This window comes from Bradyrhizobium sp. R2.2-H (genome assembly GCF_004346455.1).
Lineage (GTDB): Bacteria > Pseudomonadota > Alphaproteobacteria > Rhizobiales > Xanthobacteraceae > Bradyrhizobium > Bradyrhizobium diversitatis.
On record NZ_SMBR01000013.1, the window covers coordinates 49,480 to 65,359 of the forward strand.

The following is a 15,880-nucleotide window of genomic DNA, read 5'->3' on the forward strand; positions in this document are numbered from 1 at the left end:
TCACCATGGCCCTCTTTCGCCTGCCATCCAGTGGACCCGCCACCCTCGCCCCACGCGGCAACGGGCTGCTGCTGCGCGCGCCGCAAATGTCGGACTTCCTGCAATGGGCTCATTTGCGCGAAACCAGCCGCGACTATCTCACGCCCTGGGAGCCGATCTGGCCGTCCGACGATCTCACCCGGTCCGGCTTCCGGCGGCGCCTGCGCCGCTATTCCGAGGACATTGCCGCGGACCGCTCCTATCCCTTCCTGATCTTCCGTGAGCTCGACGGCGCCCTGGTCGGCGGCATCACGCTTGCCAACGTCCGGCGCGGCATCGTGCAGGCCGGCACCATCGGCTATTGGGTCGGCCAGCCTCATACCCATCGCGGCTACATGACCGCCGCGCTGCGGGTGCTGCTGCCGACGCTGTTCGGCGAGCTCAATCTGCACCGGGTCGAGGCCGCCTGCATCCCCACCAATGCGCCGTCGATCCGGGTGCTGGAGAAGTGCGGCTTCTCGCGCGAGGGCCTGGCGCGCCGTTATCTCTGCATCAACGGGGTCTGGCAGGACCACCTGCTGTTCGGCCTGCTGCACGAGGATTTCCGCGGCTGAGCCGCCATCCCGTGAGGGCAAGGTCTCCCTGCTTGCCACCTTTTTGCTGCCTTGGGTTCGCCGATTTTGACGATATAACGGCGCGGGCCGGCCGGTGGTTGGGTCCGGATATTGTGATGGAGTATGGGTGTCGATGGTGAAGGAGCTTCGGTCATCGCGCAAGGCGTTGCGGCGGGGGACAGCGGTCGCGTTGGCGCTGTCGATTGCGCTCGTGTTCGTCTCGCCGGTGGCGGCCCAATCCTTGAGCGACCGCTTCAAGAGCCTGTTCGGCGGCAAGTCGGACGAGCCGGCGCAGCCCAATCCGGCGCCCGCGCCCGGCCAGCCAGCCGACGACGAGCTCGATTGCCCGCAGGTCACCGTGCGCGCCGGCGCCTCTACCTATGCCGTCGGTGCGAACGGCAAGCAGGCCATCGGTAACGACATCCGCTTCCAGGCCACGATCACCAAAATGGCGCGCGAATGCGCCCGGAGCGGCGGCGACATCACCGCCCGGATCGGAATCCAGGGCCGCGTCATCGCAGGTCCCGCCGGTGCGCCTGCTACGGTCGACGTCCCATTGCGCATCGCGGTGGTGCAGGGCGGCGTCGGCGAGAAGGTGATCGCCTCGAAGGCCTACCGGACCACGGTCGCGATGTCGGAGGGCGGCAGCGTGCCCTTCACCTTTGTCGCCGAGGATATGAGCTATCCGGTGCCCTCGGCCAAGGATGCCGATTCCTACATCTTCTATGTCGGCTTCGACCCGCAGGCGCTCGCGCCCGAGCCGAAGGGGCGGAAGAAGAAATAGGCGAGGTGTTGCGGCAATCTCAACTGTCATTGCCCGCGAAGGCGGGCAATCCAGCATTCCAGAGGGCGAGATGCTTGATCCGAGAAACCTCGGCGTGCTGGATCACCCGCCTTCGCGGGCGATGACACCCAGTTTGCGGCTGCAGATCGACCAACAAAAAAGCCGGCGCTCATCGCGCCGGCTTTTTGATTGATGAGAGCGGACCCCTCAGTTCAACTTCTGCCTGACTTCGTTGATCCCCTTGGTCAGCAGGTCGTCGGCGACCTGGCCTCTGACCGACTGCGACAGGATCGTGGAGGCGGCTTGGACGGCGGCTTCCGCGGCTGCGGCGCGGACGTCGGCCAGCGCCTGGGCCTCGGCGAGCGCGATCTTGCTCTCCGCGGTCTTGGTCCGGCGGGCGACGAAGTCTTCCATCTTCGCCTTAGCCTCGGTCGCGATGCGCTCGGCTTCGGCCCTGGCGTTGGCGATGATGTCGGCAGCCTCGCGCTCGGCCATGGCACTGCGCGACTTGTAGTCGGCGAGCACCTTGGCCGCCTCCTGCTTGAGGCGCGCGGCGTCGTCGAGCTCGGCCTTGATGCGTTCGGCGCGATGATCCAGCGCCGTCATCGCCGTCTTGAAGACCCCGAGATAGCCGAACACGACCATCAGGATCACGAAGGCGACGGCGACCCAAAATTCAGGTTCGAAGAACATCTCGACTAACCCTTCAAGGACGCATCGACCGCGGCATTGACCGACGCGGCGTCCGGAACGACGCCGGTGAGCTGTTGCACGATCTGACCTGCCGCATCGGCCGCGATGCCGCGGACGTTGCTCATGGCGGCGGCGCGGGTCGAGGCGATGGTCTTCTCCGCCCCGGCGAGCTTGGCTGCCAATTGTTCTTCCAGCGCCTTGCGCTCGGCGTCCGCCTGCGCATTCGCCTTGTCGCGGGATTCGTTGCCGATTGCCTGCGCCCGCGTGCGCGCCGCAGCGAGCTCGCTTTCATAGGCCTTCAGCGCTGCGTCGGACTGGTCCTTCAGCTTCTGCGCTTCGGCGAGGTCGCCCTCGATCTTGTTCTGACGCGCCTCGATCGCACCGCCGATGCGCGGCAGGGCGAGCTTGGACACGATCACATAAAGCAGGACGAAGAAGATCGCGAGCGACACCAGCTGTGAAGCGAAGCTGCTGCTCTCGAACGGCGGAAAACCGCCACCGTGGTGACCACCGTCAGCCTCGGTGTGTGCGCCCGCCGGACCTTTCGCGCCGCCATGACTCTCAGCCATGGAGTTCTCCTGTTGCTGTCACACGCGCCGTTCCAAGGACTGGAACGGCGCGAAAAACGTCGTCCTCAGAGCGGAACGAACAGCAGCAGCAGCGCGATCAGCAGCGAGAAGATGCCGAGCGCTTCGGTCACGGCGAAGCCGAAGATCAGGTTGCCGAACTGGCCCTGAGCGGCCGACGGGTTGCGCACGGCTGCGGCGAGGTAGTTGCCGAAGATCACGCCCACACCGACGCCCGCACCGCCCATGCCGATGCACGCGATGCCCGCGCCGATAAGTTTTGCTGCTGCCGGATCCATTTTAGACTCCTTGGAAGAAAGATGGGGTTGTGGGTGGAAATTCCCCGGACCGCTCAGTGTCCCGGATGAATGGCGTCGTTGAGGTAGATGCAGGTCAGGATCGCGAACACATAGGCCTGGAGGAACGCGACCAGGATTTCCAGCGAGGTCAGCGCGACCGTGAGCGCCAGCGGCAGCACGCCGCCGATCCAGCCAATGGCGCCGAGCGAGAAGCCGAGCATGGCGACGAAGCCCGCGAACACCTTCAGCGCGATGTGGCCGGCCAGCATGTTGGCGAAGAGACGAACGCTGTGGGAGACCGGCCGCAGGAAGAACGACAGGATCTCGATGAACATGACCAGCGGCAGGATGTAGATGGGGACGCCGTGGGGAACGAAGATCTTGAAGAATTTCAGGCCGTTCTTGTAGAGGCCGTAGATCAGGACCGTGAAGAACACCAGCAGCGCGAGCGCTGCGGTGACGATCAAATGGCTCGACACCGTGAAGGTGTAGGGGATGATGCCGACCAGGTTCGAGACGCAGATGAACATGAACAGCGAGAAGATCAGCGGGAAGAACTTCATGCCTTCCGCGCCGGCCGTCGAACGGATGGTCGAGGCGACGAATTCGTAGGAGATTTCAGCGACCGACTGCAGGCGTCCGGGAACCAGCTGCGTGCCGCTGGCAAGCATCAGGAGCGAGATGATCGCCACCGCCACCAGCATGTAGAGCGACGAATTGGTGAAGGCGATCGTGTGATTGCCGATGTGGCCCAGGGTGAAGAGAGGCTCGATGTTGAACTGGTGGATCGGATCGATTTTCATCAGCGCGGCATCTCTTGGTCTGCCGGGCAATGCCGGCGGGTCTCGGTCTGCCGGCCGGGCCGGCCCGTACCGGCGAGGCCGGCACGATCATTCCTCTCCTGGTGGGATCCGCTAGGAATCGCCGCGCCTGTTTTGACCCGCGCCCGCCGTTCTCACCACATTCACCACGCCGGCCACGAAGCCCAGCAGCAGGAACACGATAAATCCGAAAGGCGACGTCGACAGCAAGCGGTCGAACCCCCAGCCAATCCCCGCTCCGACAACGACGCCGGCGATCAACTCCGAGGATAACCGGAAACCAAGCGCCATCGCCGAGGCTCTGGCCGCTCTGTCTCCACCGTCACCTGCGGGTTGCTCGGTCTTGGTCCGGCGGTCGCGAAATTCGGACAACCGCTGATCAAGACTTCCGAGCCGTTCGGAAAGCGCGGCTTCCTCGGATGATCTATCGCGATCTCCATCCTCGCCGTGTCCCGTGCCCTGTGTCATGCAACGAAGACCCGAAACGCTGCGGCTGAATGGAAATTGCGCCCGTCACCCTCAAAAGCCGCGCGGACCATACTGATGGCCCATAATCAAGTCAAGCCAAGTCACGATTGCGTCGCTTTCGGTTATGTATCTGATTTATTTGATGATATCGGCGTGCGCGGCAGCGTCGCACACAGCGTGACGCCGCACCGCAGCAGGTCTCCTCACGATCGGCGGACGCAGTTGTCCTTTCGCCTCACGGCCTGGATCAAAGAAGCCACCGCGTTCGTTGATTTCAGAGGCGGGTTTTTGGCGGCGGATTGCCTGGCGCGGGTGTAGAATTGCACAAAAGCCGCACCAGTGCCGTGGCGGAGAGGGCGATGAGACCAGCGACGTCATCCACAACATCATGGCTTGCGGCGGCCGCCGCGGTGATGGTCGTCAGCGGCGGCCTCGTGGCCGCCCAATCCGCGCCCGACGGCGAAAATGGTCGCTACAGCATGACACCCATCCCCGAGGGCGTGCTGCGGCTCGACACGCGCACCGGCACGGTATCGACCTGCACCAAGAACGGCGCCGGCTGGGCCTGCTACGCGGTGCCCGACGAGCGGACCGCACTCGACGCCGAGATCGGCAGGCTCCAGGCCGAGGTCGAGAGGCTGAAGGGACAGCTCGCGGCGGGGCCGACGGTGTCGGGCAAGATCGACGAGGCGCTGCCGAAATCCGAGCAGTTGAAGAAGGCGGAGCCCAAGGTCGCCGAGGGCGAGCGCAAGATCGAGATCCCGCTGCCGAGCGACCAGGACGTCGATCGCGTGATGTCGTTCCTGGAAAAGGCCTGGCGGCGGCTGATCGACATGGCCAACCGCGTGCAGAAGGACGTGTCGGGCAAGATTTGAGAGTTTGAATGACGCCTGAGAAACAGCTGACGCGTTCGGTGCCATCGACCGTGCAGGCCACGGCCATCGGTACCGCCCTGTTGACGGTGCCGACGCCCGGGCGAACCTTCGTCGATCTCACCGCGGAAGCGACGAAGTTCATCAAGGACGTTCACGCGCGCGATGGCGCGCTGACGCTGTTCATCCGCCACACCTCGGCCTCGCTGACGATTCAGGAGAACGCCGATCCCTCCGTGCTGGTCGATCTTACCACGGCACTGTCACGGCTCGCACCGGAGAACGCCGGGTGGACCCATGACACCGAGGGGCCCGACGACATGCCCGCGCACGTCAAGACCATGCTGACGCAGACTTCGCTCCAGGTCCCGGTCCTGAAAGGGAAGCTCGCGCTCGGCACCTGGCAGGCGATCTATCTGGTCGAGCATCGCAGCCGCCCGCACCGCCGCGAGATCGTGCTGCAATTCATCGGCAGCAATCAGTAAGCGCACAAGACAAAACCGGCCGCGGAGACCGCGGCCGGTTCGTGTCGTCGATCGCTGCCAAAGCATGATCCGGAAAAGTGCGAAGCGGTTTTCCGAAAAGATCATGCGTAAACAACAACCTGAAGCGCGATGACGATTCATCCAAATCGCATCGCGCTTTAGGATCAGGTCGCCTTGATGTCGACGTCCTTGGTCTCGGGCAGGAAGAAGAAGCCGATCACGACGGTGATGGACGCGAAGATGATCGGGTACCAGAGGCCGGCATAGATGTCGCCGGTCGAGGCCACGATGGCGAAGGCGGTCGCCGGCAAGAGGCCGCCGAACCAGCCGTTGCCGATGTGGTAGGGCAGCGACATCGAGGTGTAGCGGATGCGGGTCGGGAACAGTTCGACCAGCATCGCCGCGATCGGGCCGTACACCATGGTGACGAACAGCACCAGGATGAACAGCAGGCCGATGATCGCCGCCACCTGCGGACGGAAGATGTCGAGCGGATGCGACATCTTCACGATGCCGGCGTCGCCCGCCTTCGGATAGCCCGCCGCCTGCACCGCAGCGAGAACCGCCGGGTTGCTGTCCTTGGCATTGGCGTAGGGCACTTCCTTGCCGTTGATCACGACCTTCACGCCCGAGCCGGCCGGACCATAGCTGGTCGAGTACTTCACCGATGACTTGGCCAGGAAGTCGCGGGCTGTGTCGCACGGCGTGGTGAACACGCGGGTACCGACCGGGTTGAACAGATTGCCGCAATCGGCAGGATCCGCCACCACCTCGACCTTGGTCTGCTCGATGGCCTTCTCCAGCGCCGGGTTGGCGTTGGTGGTGATCATCTTGAAGATCGGGAAGAAGGTCAGCGCCGCGATCAGGCAGCCGCCGAGGATGATCGGCTTGCGGCCGATCTTGTCGGACAGCATGCCGAACACGATGAAGAAGCCGGTGCCGAGCAGCAGCGACCAGGCGATCAGCAGGTTGGCGGTATAGCCGTCGACCTTCAGGATCGATTGCAGGAAGAACAGCGCGTAGAACTGGCCGGTGTACCAGACCACGCCCTGGCCCATCACGCCGCCGAGCAGGGCGAGCAGCACGAGCTTGCCGTTCTGCCAGTTGCCGAAGGCTTCCGTGAGCGGGGCCTTCGAGCTCTTTCCCTCTTCCTTCATCTTCTGGAAGATCGGCGATTCGTTGAGGCGAAGCCGGATCCAGACCGAGATTCCGAGCAGCAGCACCGACACCAGGAACGGAATGCGCCAGCCCCAGGCCGCGAAGTCCGCTTCGCCGAGCGCGGAACGGGTGAACAGGATCACCAGCAGCGACAGGAACAGACCGAGCGTCGCGGTGGTCTGGATGAAGGAGGTATAGTAGCCGCGCTTGCCGTTCGGCGCATGCTCCGCGACGTAGGTCGCAGCACCGCCGTATTCGCCGCCGAGCGCCAGGCCCTGGGCAAGACGCAAGACGATCAGGATGATCGGCGCCGCGATGCCGATGGTCGCGGCGTTGGGCAACAGGCCGACGATGAAGGTCGACAGACCCATGATCAGGATGGTGACGAGGAAGGTGTATTTGCGGCCGACGATGTCGCCGATGCGACCGAACACGATGGCGCCGAAGGGGCGGACCAGGAAGCCGGCGGCGAACGCCAGCAACGCGAAGATGTCGCGGGTTGCCGGCGGATAGGCCGAGAAGAACTGGGCGCCGATGATGCTTGCCAGCGAACCGTAGAGATAGAAGTCGTACCACTCGAACACGGTACCGAGCGAGGAGGCGAGAATGACGAAACGTTCGTCCTTCGTCATCCCGGCGCCGGCAGATGGTGCCGATGTTGCAGTTACTGTCGTCATTCCGATTCGCTCCCGCTTGTTTTCTTTTCAAGAACCGATCCGCGCCACGCGGGCGCGCCACCAATCGGGGGCGAGCAATTACATGCCTGCTGCATCCGGCCCAATAGTACTTTCGACGCGAATCGGGAGCACCGCGGAGATATCGGACGGGAAATCACGGAGCCGCGAGAGCGAAATACCGTGGGGTCCGCAACCTCAAACTAAAGTCCAAGGACGGAAAAGCTCATCGCGACAATCCACATCACGACGGACACCAGCGCAGACCAGTATGCGAACACCAGATAGGTCTCTCGCATCACCGCTGAGACTGTTTTTTGTGCATGCGGCTGAGGCGGGCGCCTGTCTTTTGGAAGATACAGCCACATCTCGGTGCGGCGGTGGTCTTTGGTCCGCGCTTCCTCCGCTTTCAGGAGAAGCACCAGTGTCATGATCAGGCTCAGAAAGCCTCCCGCCTGAAATGCGGAGCCCGGCAGAAACGAAAGGCCGATCATGACGCAGAATATGGCGAGGGAGGCAAATCCGCACGCGCGCAGGACCGTTTCAAAGGCGATGCGGCGCATTTCTTCCATGAGGAGGGACTCCGTCGCCTGGCTCATTGGGATCGAGAGGATCGGGATGCGGCCTAGGGTAGTCCCTGCGGGGCCTGCCTTCAATGGTTCCCGCCCGCCGTTCAGAGGCCGATGCTGATGAAATTGCCGGCGGCGGGGAGCGCCAGAATGGCCGTGCCGGCCAGCCAGATCCAAAGCGAGACGCCGTTCGACTCCTGTGCGCCGGTGACGCGTTCGTAGATGGCGGCGGGAATGCCGCCCAGGATGACGGTCGCGGTCGAGACCATCAGCGAGGCGAACATCAGCGTCAGCGACATGCTTCCGAACAGAAGAGGACCTGCGAGCGGCTGGACATAGAGCAAGGCGAAGATCAGCCAAAGCTGGTTGAAGAGGCCGTTGATCATTCCGAAGAAGGCAATACCGATCAGGAAGAAGTTGCGGTTCATGATCCGCCTCCCGCAAGTCGCGGCGCGAGATTGAGCACGAGCAATGTGTAGTGGAGCACGATCCGCAACCAGAACATCCAGACGAAACCGAACAACCACACGACGGCTGGAGGAACCGCCTTCGGCGTGACGGTTGCAATGGCGGTGAGCACCGGATCGGTGAAGCGGCAGAAGAAGCGCCAGATATAGTTCGGCGAGTCGGCGTCGACGAAGAGGCCGAGCAGGAAGCGGCCGAGCATGGTGTACATCAGGGCCGCCAGAACGAAGTTCGGCAGGTGAAAATACCAGTATCTGGCCAACGAGTCGGCAATGTCCAAAATCGGTCCTCCTCCGGGCGTCGCGTTGGAAGCAGTATGGTCCTGCGAGGACGCTCGCTGCGTCCACGCCGTCGGGTATTTCTGTGCCAGCCTCCGCACGCAACAATGTCAAGGCAGGCGTTTCGGGGCAAGCGAGCGCTGGCGGTCGCAAACAAAAACGGGGCCTCGCAAGGCCCCGTTTGGCGCAACGTGTCCGATCCGCTCAGGTCGTTTTCTCTTCGAGCACCGTGCGGCCTCGCGGCTTGCGAATCTCGTCGACATAGGCCTGCATTTCCCGCGACGGCGCCCGTCCCAGCAGGCTCACGATGATGATCACCGCGAAGCCGAAGGGCGCACCCAGCAAGCCGCAGGCGATGTTGCTGAGGTTGAACCACCCCACCTTGTTGGCAAGCGGGTGGGCCAGTGTCGGCCAACTTTCCATCGCGTTGGGCAACGCCATGGCCTTGGCGATGTCGACCAGCGGTGCGCCGGTGGCCGGATTGAGCAACGACGTCATACCGAAGTACTTGACGCCCGCGCCTGGGAAGTAGCGCGTGGTCACGAGGTAGAACAGGCAGAGCCCGAACCCGGCGATGATGCCGCAGACCGCGCCCGTGGACGTCGTGCGCTTCCACCAGACGCCCATCACGAGTGCCGGGAAGTTGCCCGCCATCGCCAGGGAGAATGCCCAGCCGACCATGGCCAGGATATCCCCGGGCTTGGTGGCGGCCGTCGCCGCGGCGACCACCGCGACTATCAGCAGGAGCACGCGCGCGACGATCAGCCGGCGTGCCGTCGGCGCGTTCGGATCGATCATCTTGTAGTAGACGTCATGCGACAATGCGTTGGCGATTGCCAGCAGCAGCCCGTCGGCGGTGGACAGAGCCGCAGCCAGGCCGCCGGCCGCGACGAGACCGGAGATGACGTAGGGAAGCCCCGCGATCTCCGGTGTCGAGAGCACGATCACGTCCGTGTTGATGACGAAGTCCTGCAGCCGGACCACGCCGGGGTGACCGGCAACGGCCTTGCACGCGGCAATGACGGCGTCGATGTTGACGGCGTTCTTGCCGCAGATCTGGATCAGCCCGAGTTCGCCCCAGTTGAACAGCCAGGGCCTGATCGCGGACAGATCGCGCCCGATGATGTTCGTGTACACCTCCAGCTTGGAGAACGCTGCGTAGGCAGGCGCCGAGAAGTACAGCAGGAAGATGAACAGCAGTGACCATGCCACGGACTGCCGCGCCTCACGCACCGACGGTGTCGTGAAGTAGCGCATGAGGATGTGCGGCAGCGAGGCCGTGCCGACCATCATGCACAGGATGATCGCAAAGAAGTTCAGCGGACTGTAGTTGATGAAGGGCTGAATGTGCGGCTTGAGGCTTGCTGCCGCCGCCAGTCCGTTGGCGAGCATCTCCTGTTCGCGCGCGGTGATGTCCGCGATCGCATGTCCATAGGTCAGCTGCGGAATCGGTATCCCGTAGATCTTGGTCGACAGGATCACGATCGGAGTCAGGTAGGCTATGATCAGCACGATGTACTGGGCCACCTGCGTCCAGGTCACCGCTCGCATGCCGCCCAGCATCGAGCAGACCAGGATGCCGACCAGTCCTGCGAAAACTGCGATTTCGAACTGCATTCCGAGGAAGCGCGAGGCAATGATGCCCGTGCCGTAGATCTGCGCCGTCACATAGGTGAACGAACAGGCGACGAGCACGACGACGCCCAGCGCCCGGGCGAAATTACCGCCGTAACGGAAGGACAGAAAGTCCGGCACTGTATAGGCGCCGAATTTGCGCAGATAAGGCCCGATCAGGATGGAGACCAGCACGAAGCCGCCGGTCCATCCGAGCACCCAGGCGAGTCCGTCGTAGCCGAGCAGGAACAGCGTGCCCGCCATGCCGACGAAGGACGCTGCCGACATCCAGTCGGCACCCGTAGCCATGCCGTTGTAGAACGCCGGCACGCTGCGGCCTGCCACGTAGTATTCGGACACCTGCGCCGTTCGCGACAGAACGCCGATGATCGCGTAGACCGCGAGCGTGAAGAACACGAACAGGTAGCCGAGAATCTTGTTCGGCACCCCGATGATCTCGAGGACGGCGAGCAGAAGGACAAACGCGACGAATCCTCCGGTGTAGAAGCCGTAGATCCGCCCAAGGTTGCTGAGAAAGTCGGAACCGCCGGTTGTTGTGGCCTGTTGCGTAGCCATGTTCAACCCTCCTGATCGTCTTCGGCGAAGCCGAATTCACGGTCGATCCTGTCCTGCTGTCTGGCGAACACGAACAGGATGACCACGAAGGCGATCAGCGAACCCTGCGCGGCCATATAGAAGCCGAGCGGGAAGCCAAGGATCGGCAACTTGATGGTGTTGAGCGGAACCACGAACATGTGGATGACGTATCCGAACAAGAACCAGATGCCGAGGTTGATCAGCATCAGGCGCGAGGTCTTGCGCCAGTGGGCTTCTTCTCGTTCTCTGAGATTGTGGGAGTCAGGCATGGGCTGCATTTCCTCTGTCAGCACTCCGGCATGCGAGCCGGAGGAATCGAGGGGTTGCATACCCGTCGCTGCGGCCCCCCCTGCCGCCTTCCAACCGGTCTTTCGCCAATTTGGAATGTCGGAGGCTAACACTGGGAGTGCCGAGGTCTTTATAATACTTTCGGAGGGAACCGATGCTGCGGATGCGAACAGCGTCGCGGCCGTTGACAATTCGGGCGCGGCGAGCGCGGGATAGCACGGCGATTCCGTCTGGCAGGATCGGACTGCGATGAAGCTGCTGCAGAAATTCTTTCGTCCCCGGCCGCCGATTGGCGACCGCGAGGCGCTTGCCGACTTCATCGACGCACAATCTGCGTTCATCGTGCAAAAGGGCATTTACGAGTATTCGCGTGCCCGTGCCGGCCATTATTCCAAGGTCCTGTTTGCCGAGGAAGGGTTTGCGCTAGCCGTCGAACGTTCGCGCTGGCAGGCTTATCCGCTCGGACTTGCGATGGTGGGCGAGATGGTCGAGGGGGTATTGCGCCCACATGCCGGCATGCAGCGCCGAGCGGTTCTCGACCAGATGATCCTCGTCGTCCTCTCGGTTTTCGACCGCTATCCAGTGCCGCCGTCGATCGGCGAGGATGGCTGGTTTCAGGCCCGGCGCGAGCTGGAGCAGCGCCTCGACCTCGTTGGCGGGCATGCGCCCAAGCGCGTGATGGACATTCCCGAGCCGCTGGCGGAAACCTATTTTGCGATGATGCCGATCCACGAAAAACTGCGCGGACGGGATTTCGAGACGATACGCAATTACCTGCGCGTCAGCCTTTGCAACATCCATGACGAATTGGTCGATCGTATCGATGCGGCTGCGGTGACCAACACGCTGCTGGCGTAGGATCGCCGGGCCTCTGCCAATGCCCGGCTTGCCGGCCGGCATCGCACGGTCCGGGCCTTCCGAGGGAGGACAATGGATACGACGAGTGGTGCTGCCCCGCTTTTGTCGCTCGACGCCGTTGTCATCGATGCCGAAACGACCGGGCTCGATCCGCGCAAGGCGCGGGTGATCGAGCTTGCCGGCGTGCGTCTATCGGCCGGAAAGCTGGTCGACGGCGGTTCGTTCGTTCAATTGCTGCGGCCGGCCGATCAACCGATCCCCGCGGAGACGACGCGCATTCACGGCATCGATGATGCCACGGTCGCTGAATCGCCGCTGTTCGTGGACGTCTGGCCGCGTTTCGACGCGTTCCTCGGCCGGGCTGTCGTCATCGGGCACATGATCGGTTTCGATCTGGCGGTCCTGAAGCGCGAATGCGATCTGGCGGGATTGCCATGGTCCCGGCCTCGAACGCTCGACACCAGACTGCTTGCGGAGATCGTTGCGCCGGACCTCGGCGGATACCAGCTGGAGAATCTTGCGGCCTGGCTTGGCATCGACGTGGCAGGCCGGCATTCCGCTCTCGGCGATGCGGTCACGACGGCACGGATCTTCCTGGCGCTGCTGCCGAGGCTGCGCGAGCACGGCATCCGGACCGTTGTTCAAGCCGAGCGCGCCTGTCGCGCGCTCACCGCCGTGCTCGACGATCAGGTGCGGATGGGCTGGATCGAGGCGGTCGAGGCGACAGCCCGCATCGATGCAGAACAGACGCTGAAGCGGTTCGACGCCTATGCCTATCGCCACCGCAACCGCGACATCATGCGGTATCCCGCCATTTTCGTCGGTGCGGACGTTTTGGTAGGCGACGCCCTGGCGCGAATGACGAGCGAGAGAATATCGGCTGTGTACGTCGGCGCGCCGGATGCGGCCGCAGACGACGTCAAGGCCGTCGAGGCCGGGATCGTTACCGAGCGCGACGTGCTGCGGGCGATCGCCCGGCTCGGTGCCCCGGCGCTGGAGCTGCCGGTGCACCGGATCATGAGCAAGCCGCTGGCGGCGATTCCCGAGGACGCGCTCGTCTATCGTGCGATTGGCCGGATGAATCGCCTCAAGACCCGTCATCTCGGCGTTGTCGACGAGGCCGGCCGGGTGGTCGGTGCGTTGTCCGCGCGGGACCTGCTGCGTCTGCGGGCGGGGGAGGCCATCTCGCTCGGGGACGAGATCGAGGATGCCGCGGATACGCAGGCATTGGCGCTGGCCTGGGCGAAGCTGCCGCGGGTTGCGGAGGTGCTCCTGGCGGAAGGATTGTCCGGCCGTCAGATTGCGGACGTGATTTCCAGCGAGCTCTGCGCCCTCACCCGTCAGGCCGCCGTGATTGCCGAGCGGCTCATGCGGGAGCGCGGCGAGGGCGGCCCCCCAACGCCATACACGCTGGTCGTGCTCGGGTCTGCCGGACGCGGCGAAAGCCTGCTGGCGATGGATCAGGACAATGCCGTGATCTTCGAGCAAGGCGAACCGGGAGGCGCCGAGGATCGCTGGTTTGAGGCGTTCGGGGCGCACGTTGCAGATATTCTGCACGAGGCCGGCGTGCCCTATTGCAAGGGGGGCGTCATGGCGAAGAACCCGCCGTGGCGCGGCTCGGTTGCAACGTGGCGTGACCGCATCGAGCACTGGGTCTGGCGCTCCAGTCCAAAGGATCTCCTGTCGGTGGATATCTTCTTCGATCTCCGGGCCGTTCATGGCGACGGCAGCCTTGCCGTTTCCGTCAGGCAGGCGGCGTTCGCGGCAGCCGAGGGGCAGGTCGCTTTCGCCAAGCTTCTGGTCGAAGGGATCAGCGTCCCTGCGAGCCTGAAATTCTTCGGCGGCATCCGCACTGAAGGCGGTCGCATCGACCTCAAGGCGGCAGGGCTGTTCGGCCTGGTCGCTGCAGCGCGCGCGATGGCGATTCGCTACCATGTGATGGGCCGGTCGACATCGCAGCGACTCGCGGGTGTAAAGGCCGTGGTTGGCCGTGGCGAGACCGATCTCGATGCGCTCGACGAGGCCCATGGTGTCTTTCTGGAACTGATCGTGTCGCAACAGGTCGCGGATGTGGCGCAGGGGACGCCGCCCTCCAATGCGGTGTCGGTCAAGCGATTGTCGGCCCGTGACCGCGAGCGATTGAGGGCAGCGCTTCAAGCGGTCGCCGTGATCGATGATTTGACCCGAGACCTGCTGTTCAAGGATTGATCAGACCCGCCAGCGACTTTTTGCGCTGCAGCATCAATTGGTTCGCGCGGCTGTGATTAACTGCCTTGCGACTGCGGGCGGAAGGTTGCCTTGCAAGACGGCTCCAGTCAGTGAACAATCGTCAATTGCTGCTTGATCAGCAACGAGTTGAAATTCTTTCCCGATCTTTCGTCGGCCTGCGGAACAGATGACTGCGACAGCCAATGCAAGCACCCACCTCGTCATCGCCGATGACCATCCGCTATTCCGCGACGCGTTGCGGCAGGCGGTGGCAGGTGTCCTCCCGTCGGCCAGGATCGACGAGGCCGGATCCTTCGAGGACCTGACCGGGCTGCTGGAACAGACCTCCGAGGTCGACTTGATCCTGCTCGACCTCTCGATGCCCGGGATCTCCGGCTTTTCCGGTCTGATCTATCTGCGCGCGCAATATCCGGCGATTCCGGTCGTGATCGTCTCGGCGTCCGACGACAGCATCACGATCCGCCGCTCGCTCGATTTCGGTGCTTCCGGTTTCATTCCAAAGCGTTTCGGCGTCGAGACGTTGCGTGACGCCATCCTCAAGGTGATGGACGGCGACGTCTGGGTTCCTGCCGACACCGACTTGTCCGCCGCGGCCGACCCCGACATGACACGCCTGCGCGACCGCCTGGTGACGCTGACGCCGCAGCAGGTCCGGGTCCTCATGATGCTGTCGGAGGGCCTTCTCAACAAGCAGATCGCCTATGAGCTCGGCGTCTCCGAGGCCACCATCAAGGCACATGTCTCGGCCATCCTGCAAAAGCTCGGCGTCGAGAGCCGCACCCAGGCCGTCATCGCCGCGGCGAAGATCGCCGGCGGCCAGTGGACGCAGGGCACGCCGACGGGGTGATATCGGTCGTTTCGGAGCCCTCGGCAAAGTCCTCGAGGGATGATCGGAGCAATCGCTTCGCATCCTCGATCGCGGTGCGCAGCTCCCAGGCTGCGGCGCCTTGGCGGCGGCTCAAACCCAGGGATTACATCAAGTAGATCTCTGATATGGATGCGCCGAGCAGCTGGAGCTGGTTCGGCGCGTCGCGGCGCGCCTCGGCGATCCCAAGGCTCCTGCTCAAGGCCACGCGCGCCGCCTCGCTGCCGCCGCGCGAGGAGGGGAGCAATCGCAAGCCATTCGATCAAGAGGGATATCGCGAGGAAGATCGCGCTGCCGCGGCGGCGAGCGCAATGCCGGTGCCGGCGTCGCCCCCCGCGCCAAACACCAGTCCAGCGTGGCACGCACGTTGTGAAGCGCGGAGAAGTGCTGTCGCCGCCAGGTGGCGCAGGCATCGGCACCAATCCCGAGCAATTGTTCGCAGCCGGCTGGTCGGCCTGCTTCGAAGGCGCGATGGAAATGGCAGCTCGCAAGCGGAAAATCGTGCTTCCCGGAAAAAGTGCGATCGATACGGAAATCGATCTCTTCTCGATGAAGGCACTTATGAGCTTCGGGCGCGCCTCAACGTCAGCCTGCCGGGTCTCGATTGCGAGGCCGCACAGGGCATCGTCGCTGAAGCGCATCAAACCTACCCTTACTCCAAGGCCGTCCGTGGCGACATCGACGTCAGGCTCGCGCTGGTCTGA

The 15,880-nt window shown here is 63.7% G+C and carries 19 protein-coding genes and 1 pseudogene; 9 read left to right on the plus strand and 11 right to left on the minus strand.

All coding sequences use genetic code 11. The features are described 5' to 3' along the window. Nucleotides 1-5: 5 nt before the first annotated feature. Nucleotides 6-593, plus strand: coding sequence for a GNAT family N-acetyltransferase (locus EDE08_RS29015; protein ID WP_131872131.1), 588 nt, complete (start codon nt 6-8; stop codon nt 591-593). A gap of 133 nt (nt 594-726) precedes the next feature. Next, the gene (locus EDE08_RS29020; RefSeq protein ID WP_131872407.1) at nt 727-1,377 is read left to right on the plus strand and encodes a hypothetical protein; all 651 of its coding nucleotides are present in this window, start codon (nt 727-729) and stop codon (nt 1,375-1,377) included. A gap of 207 nt (nt 1,378-1,584) precedes the next feature. Here EDE08_RS29020 and EDE08_RS29025 read toward each other — a convergent pair whose 3' ends face one another. From EDE08_RS29025 to EDE08_RS29045, 5 genes are all read right to left on the minus strand, one after another. Then, on the minus strand, nt 1,585-2,070 hold the full coding sequence (locus EDE08_RS29025; protein WP_131872133.1) for a F0F1 ATP synthase subunit B family protein: 486 nt from the start codon (nt 2,068-2,070) through the stop codon (nt 1,585-1,587). A 5-nt stretch (nt 2,071-2,075) separates the two neighbouring features. Beyond that, a complete protein-coding gene (locus tag EDE08_RS29030; protein WP_131872135.1) occupies nt 2,076-2,639 on the minus strand; it encodes a F0F1 ATP synthase subunit B in 564 nt (187 codons plus the stop codon). A 65-nt stretch (nt 2,640-2,704) separates the two neighbouring features. Continuing rightward, nucleotides 2,705-2,935 carry a F0F1 ATP synthase subunit C gene (locus EDE08_RS29035; protein ID WP_007599451.1) on the minus strand — a complete coding sequence of 77 codons (231 nt, stop codon included), beginning with the start codon at nt 2,933-2,935 and terminating at the stop codon, nt 2,705-2,707. A gap of 53 nt (nt 2,936-2,988) precedes the next feature. Next, entirely contained in the window at nt 2,989-3,738 is a 750-nt protein-coding gene (locus EDE08_RS29040; protein ID WP_061882481.1) for a F0F1 ATP synthase subunit A, read from the minus strand. Between the two features lie 111 nt (nt 3,739-3,849). Beyond that, entirely contained in the window at nt 3,850-4,224 is a 375-nt protein-coding gene (locus EDE08_RS29045) for an AtpZ/AtpI family protein (RefSeq protein WP_131872138.1), read from the minus strand. A gap of 75 nt (nt 4,225-4,299) precedes the next feature. On the opposite strand from EDE08_RS29045, the gene EDE08_RS29050 reads away from it, so the two are divergent. The 3 genes from EDE08_RS29050 to EDE08_RS29060 are packed head-to-tail and all read left to right on the plus strand — an operon-like array spanning nt 4,300 to nt 5,581. Further along, nucleotides 4,300-4,542, plus strand: a complete 243-nt coding sequence (locus EDE08_RS29050; RefSeq protein ID WP_131872140.1) for a hypothetical protein — start codon at nt 4,300-4,302, stop codon at nt 4,540-4,542. Nucleotides 4,543-4,583: 41 nt separating this feature from the next. Beyond that, nucleotides 4,584-5,099, plus strand: a complete 516-nt coding sequence (locus EDE08_RS29055) for a hypothetical protein (protein WP_131872142.1) — start codon at nt 4,584-4,586, stop codon at nt 5,097-5,099. A gap of 8 nt (nt 5,100-5,107) precedes the next feature. After that, nucleotides 5,108-5,581, plus strand: coding sequence for a secondary thiamine-phosphate synthase enzyme YjbQ (locus EDE08_RS29060; protein WP_131872144.1), 474 nt, complete (start codon nt 5,108-5,110; stop codon nt 5,579-5,581). Nucleotides 5,582-5,745: 164 nt separating this feature from the next. On the opposite strand, the gene EDE08_RS29065 is transcribed toward EDE08_RS29060, so the two are convergent. From EDE08_RS29065 to EDE08_RS29090, 6 genes are all read right to left on the minus strand, one after another. Next, on the minus strand, nt 5,746-7,371 hold the full coding sequence (locus EDE08_RS29065) for an MFS transporter (RefSeq protein WP_207913125.1): 1,626 nt from the start codon (nt 7,369-7,371) through the stop codon (nt 5,746-5,748). A 245-nt stretch (nt 7,372-7,616) separates the two neighbouring features. Next, the gene (locus EDE08_RS29070; protein ID WP_131872148.1) at nt 7,617-7,985 is read right to left on the minus strand and encodes a hypothetical protein; all 369 of its coding nucleotides are present in this window, start codon (nt 7,983-7,985) and stop codon (nt 7,617-7,619) included. Between the two features lie 101 nt (nt 7,986-8,086). After that, complete coding sequence (locus EDE08_RS29075; protein WP_061882476.1) at nt 8,087-8,410, minus strand: hypothetical protein; 324 nt, start codon at nt 8,408-8,410, stop codon at nt 8,087-8,089. After that, entirely contained in the window at nt 8,407-8,727 is a 321-nt protein-coding gene (locus EDE08_RS29080; protein ID WP_131872150.1) for a YggT family protein, read from the minus strand. Before EDE08_RS29080 ends, EDE08_RS29075 begins: the two co-directional genes overlap by 4 nt. A 202-nt stretch (nt 8,728-8,929) precedes the next feature. Beyond that, nucleotides 8,930-10,915: a sodium:solute symporter family protein gene (locus EDE08_RS29085; protein WP_131872152.1), complete on the minus strand. Its 1,986-nt coding sequence runs from the start codon at nt 10,913-10,915 to the stop codon at nt 8,930-8,932. Between the two features lie 2 nt (nt 10,916-10,917). After that, nucleotides 10,918-11,205: a DUF4212 domain-containing protein gene (locus tag EDE08_RS29090; RefSeq protein ID WP_061882699.1), complete on the minus strand. Its 288-nt coding sequence runs from the start codon at nt 11,203-11,205 to the stop codon at nt 10,918-10,920. A gap of 268 nt (nt 11,206-11,473) precedes the next feature. Here EDE08_RS29090 and EDE08_RS29095 point away from each other — a divergent pair, with 268 nt between their 5' ends. From EDE08_RS29095 to EDE08_RS29115, 4 genes and pseudogenes are all read left to right on the plus strand, one after another. Next, nucleotides 11,474-12,082: a hypothetical protein gene (locus EDE08_RS29095; RefSeq protein ID WP_131872154.1), complete on the plus strand. Its 609-nt coding sequence runs from the start codon at nt 11,474-11,476 to the stop codon at nt 12,080-12,082. Between the two features lie 72 nt (nt 12,083-12,154). Beyond that, nucleotides 12,155-14,290 carry a DUF294 nucleotidyltransferase-like domain-containing protein gene (locus tag EDE08_RS29100; RefSeq protein ID WP_131872156.1) on the plus strand — a complete coding sequence of 712 codons (2,136 nt, stop codon included), beginning with the start codon at nt 12,155-12,157 and terminating at the stop codon, nt 14,288-14,290. 187 nt (nt 14,291-14,477) lie between these two features. Then, nucleotides 14,478-15,158 carry a response regulator transcription factor gene (locus EDE08_RS29105; RefSeq protein ID WP_131872158.1) on the plus strand — a complete coding sequence of 227 codons (681 nt, stop codon included), beginning with the start codon at nt 14,478-14,480 and terminating at the stop codon, nt 15,156-15,158. Nucleotides 15,159-15,563: 405 nt separating this feature from the next. After that, a pseudogene (locus EDE08_RS29115) lies at nt 15,564-15,880 on the plus strand (Ohr family peroxiredoxin); the annotation flags it as partial.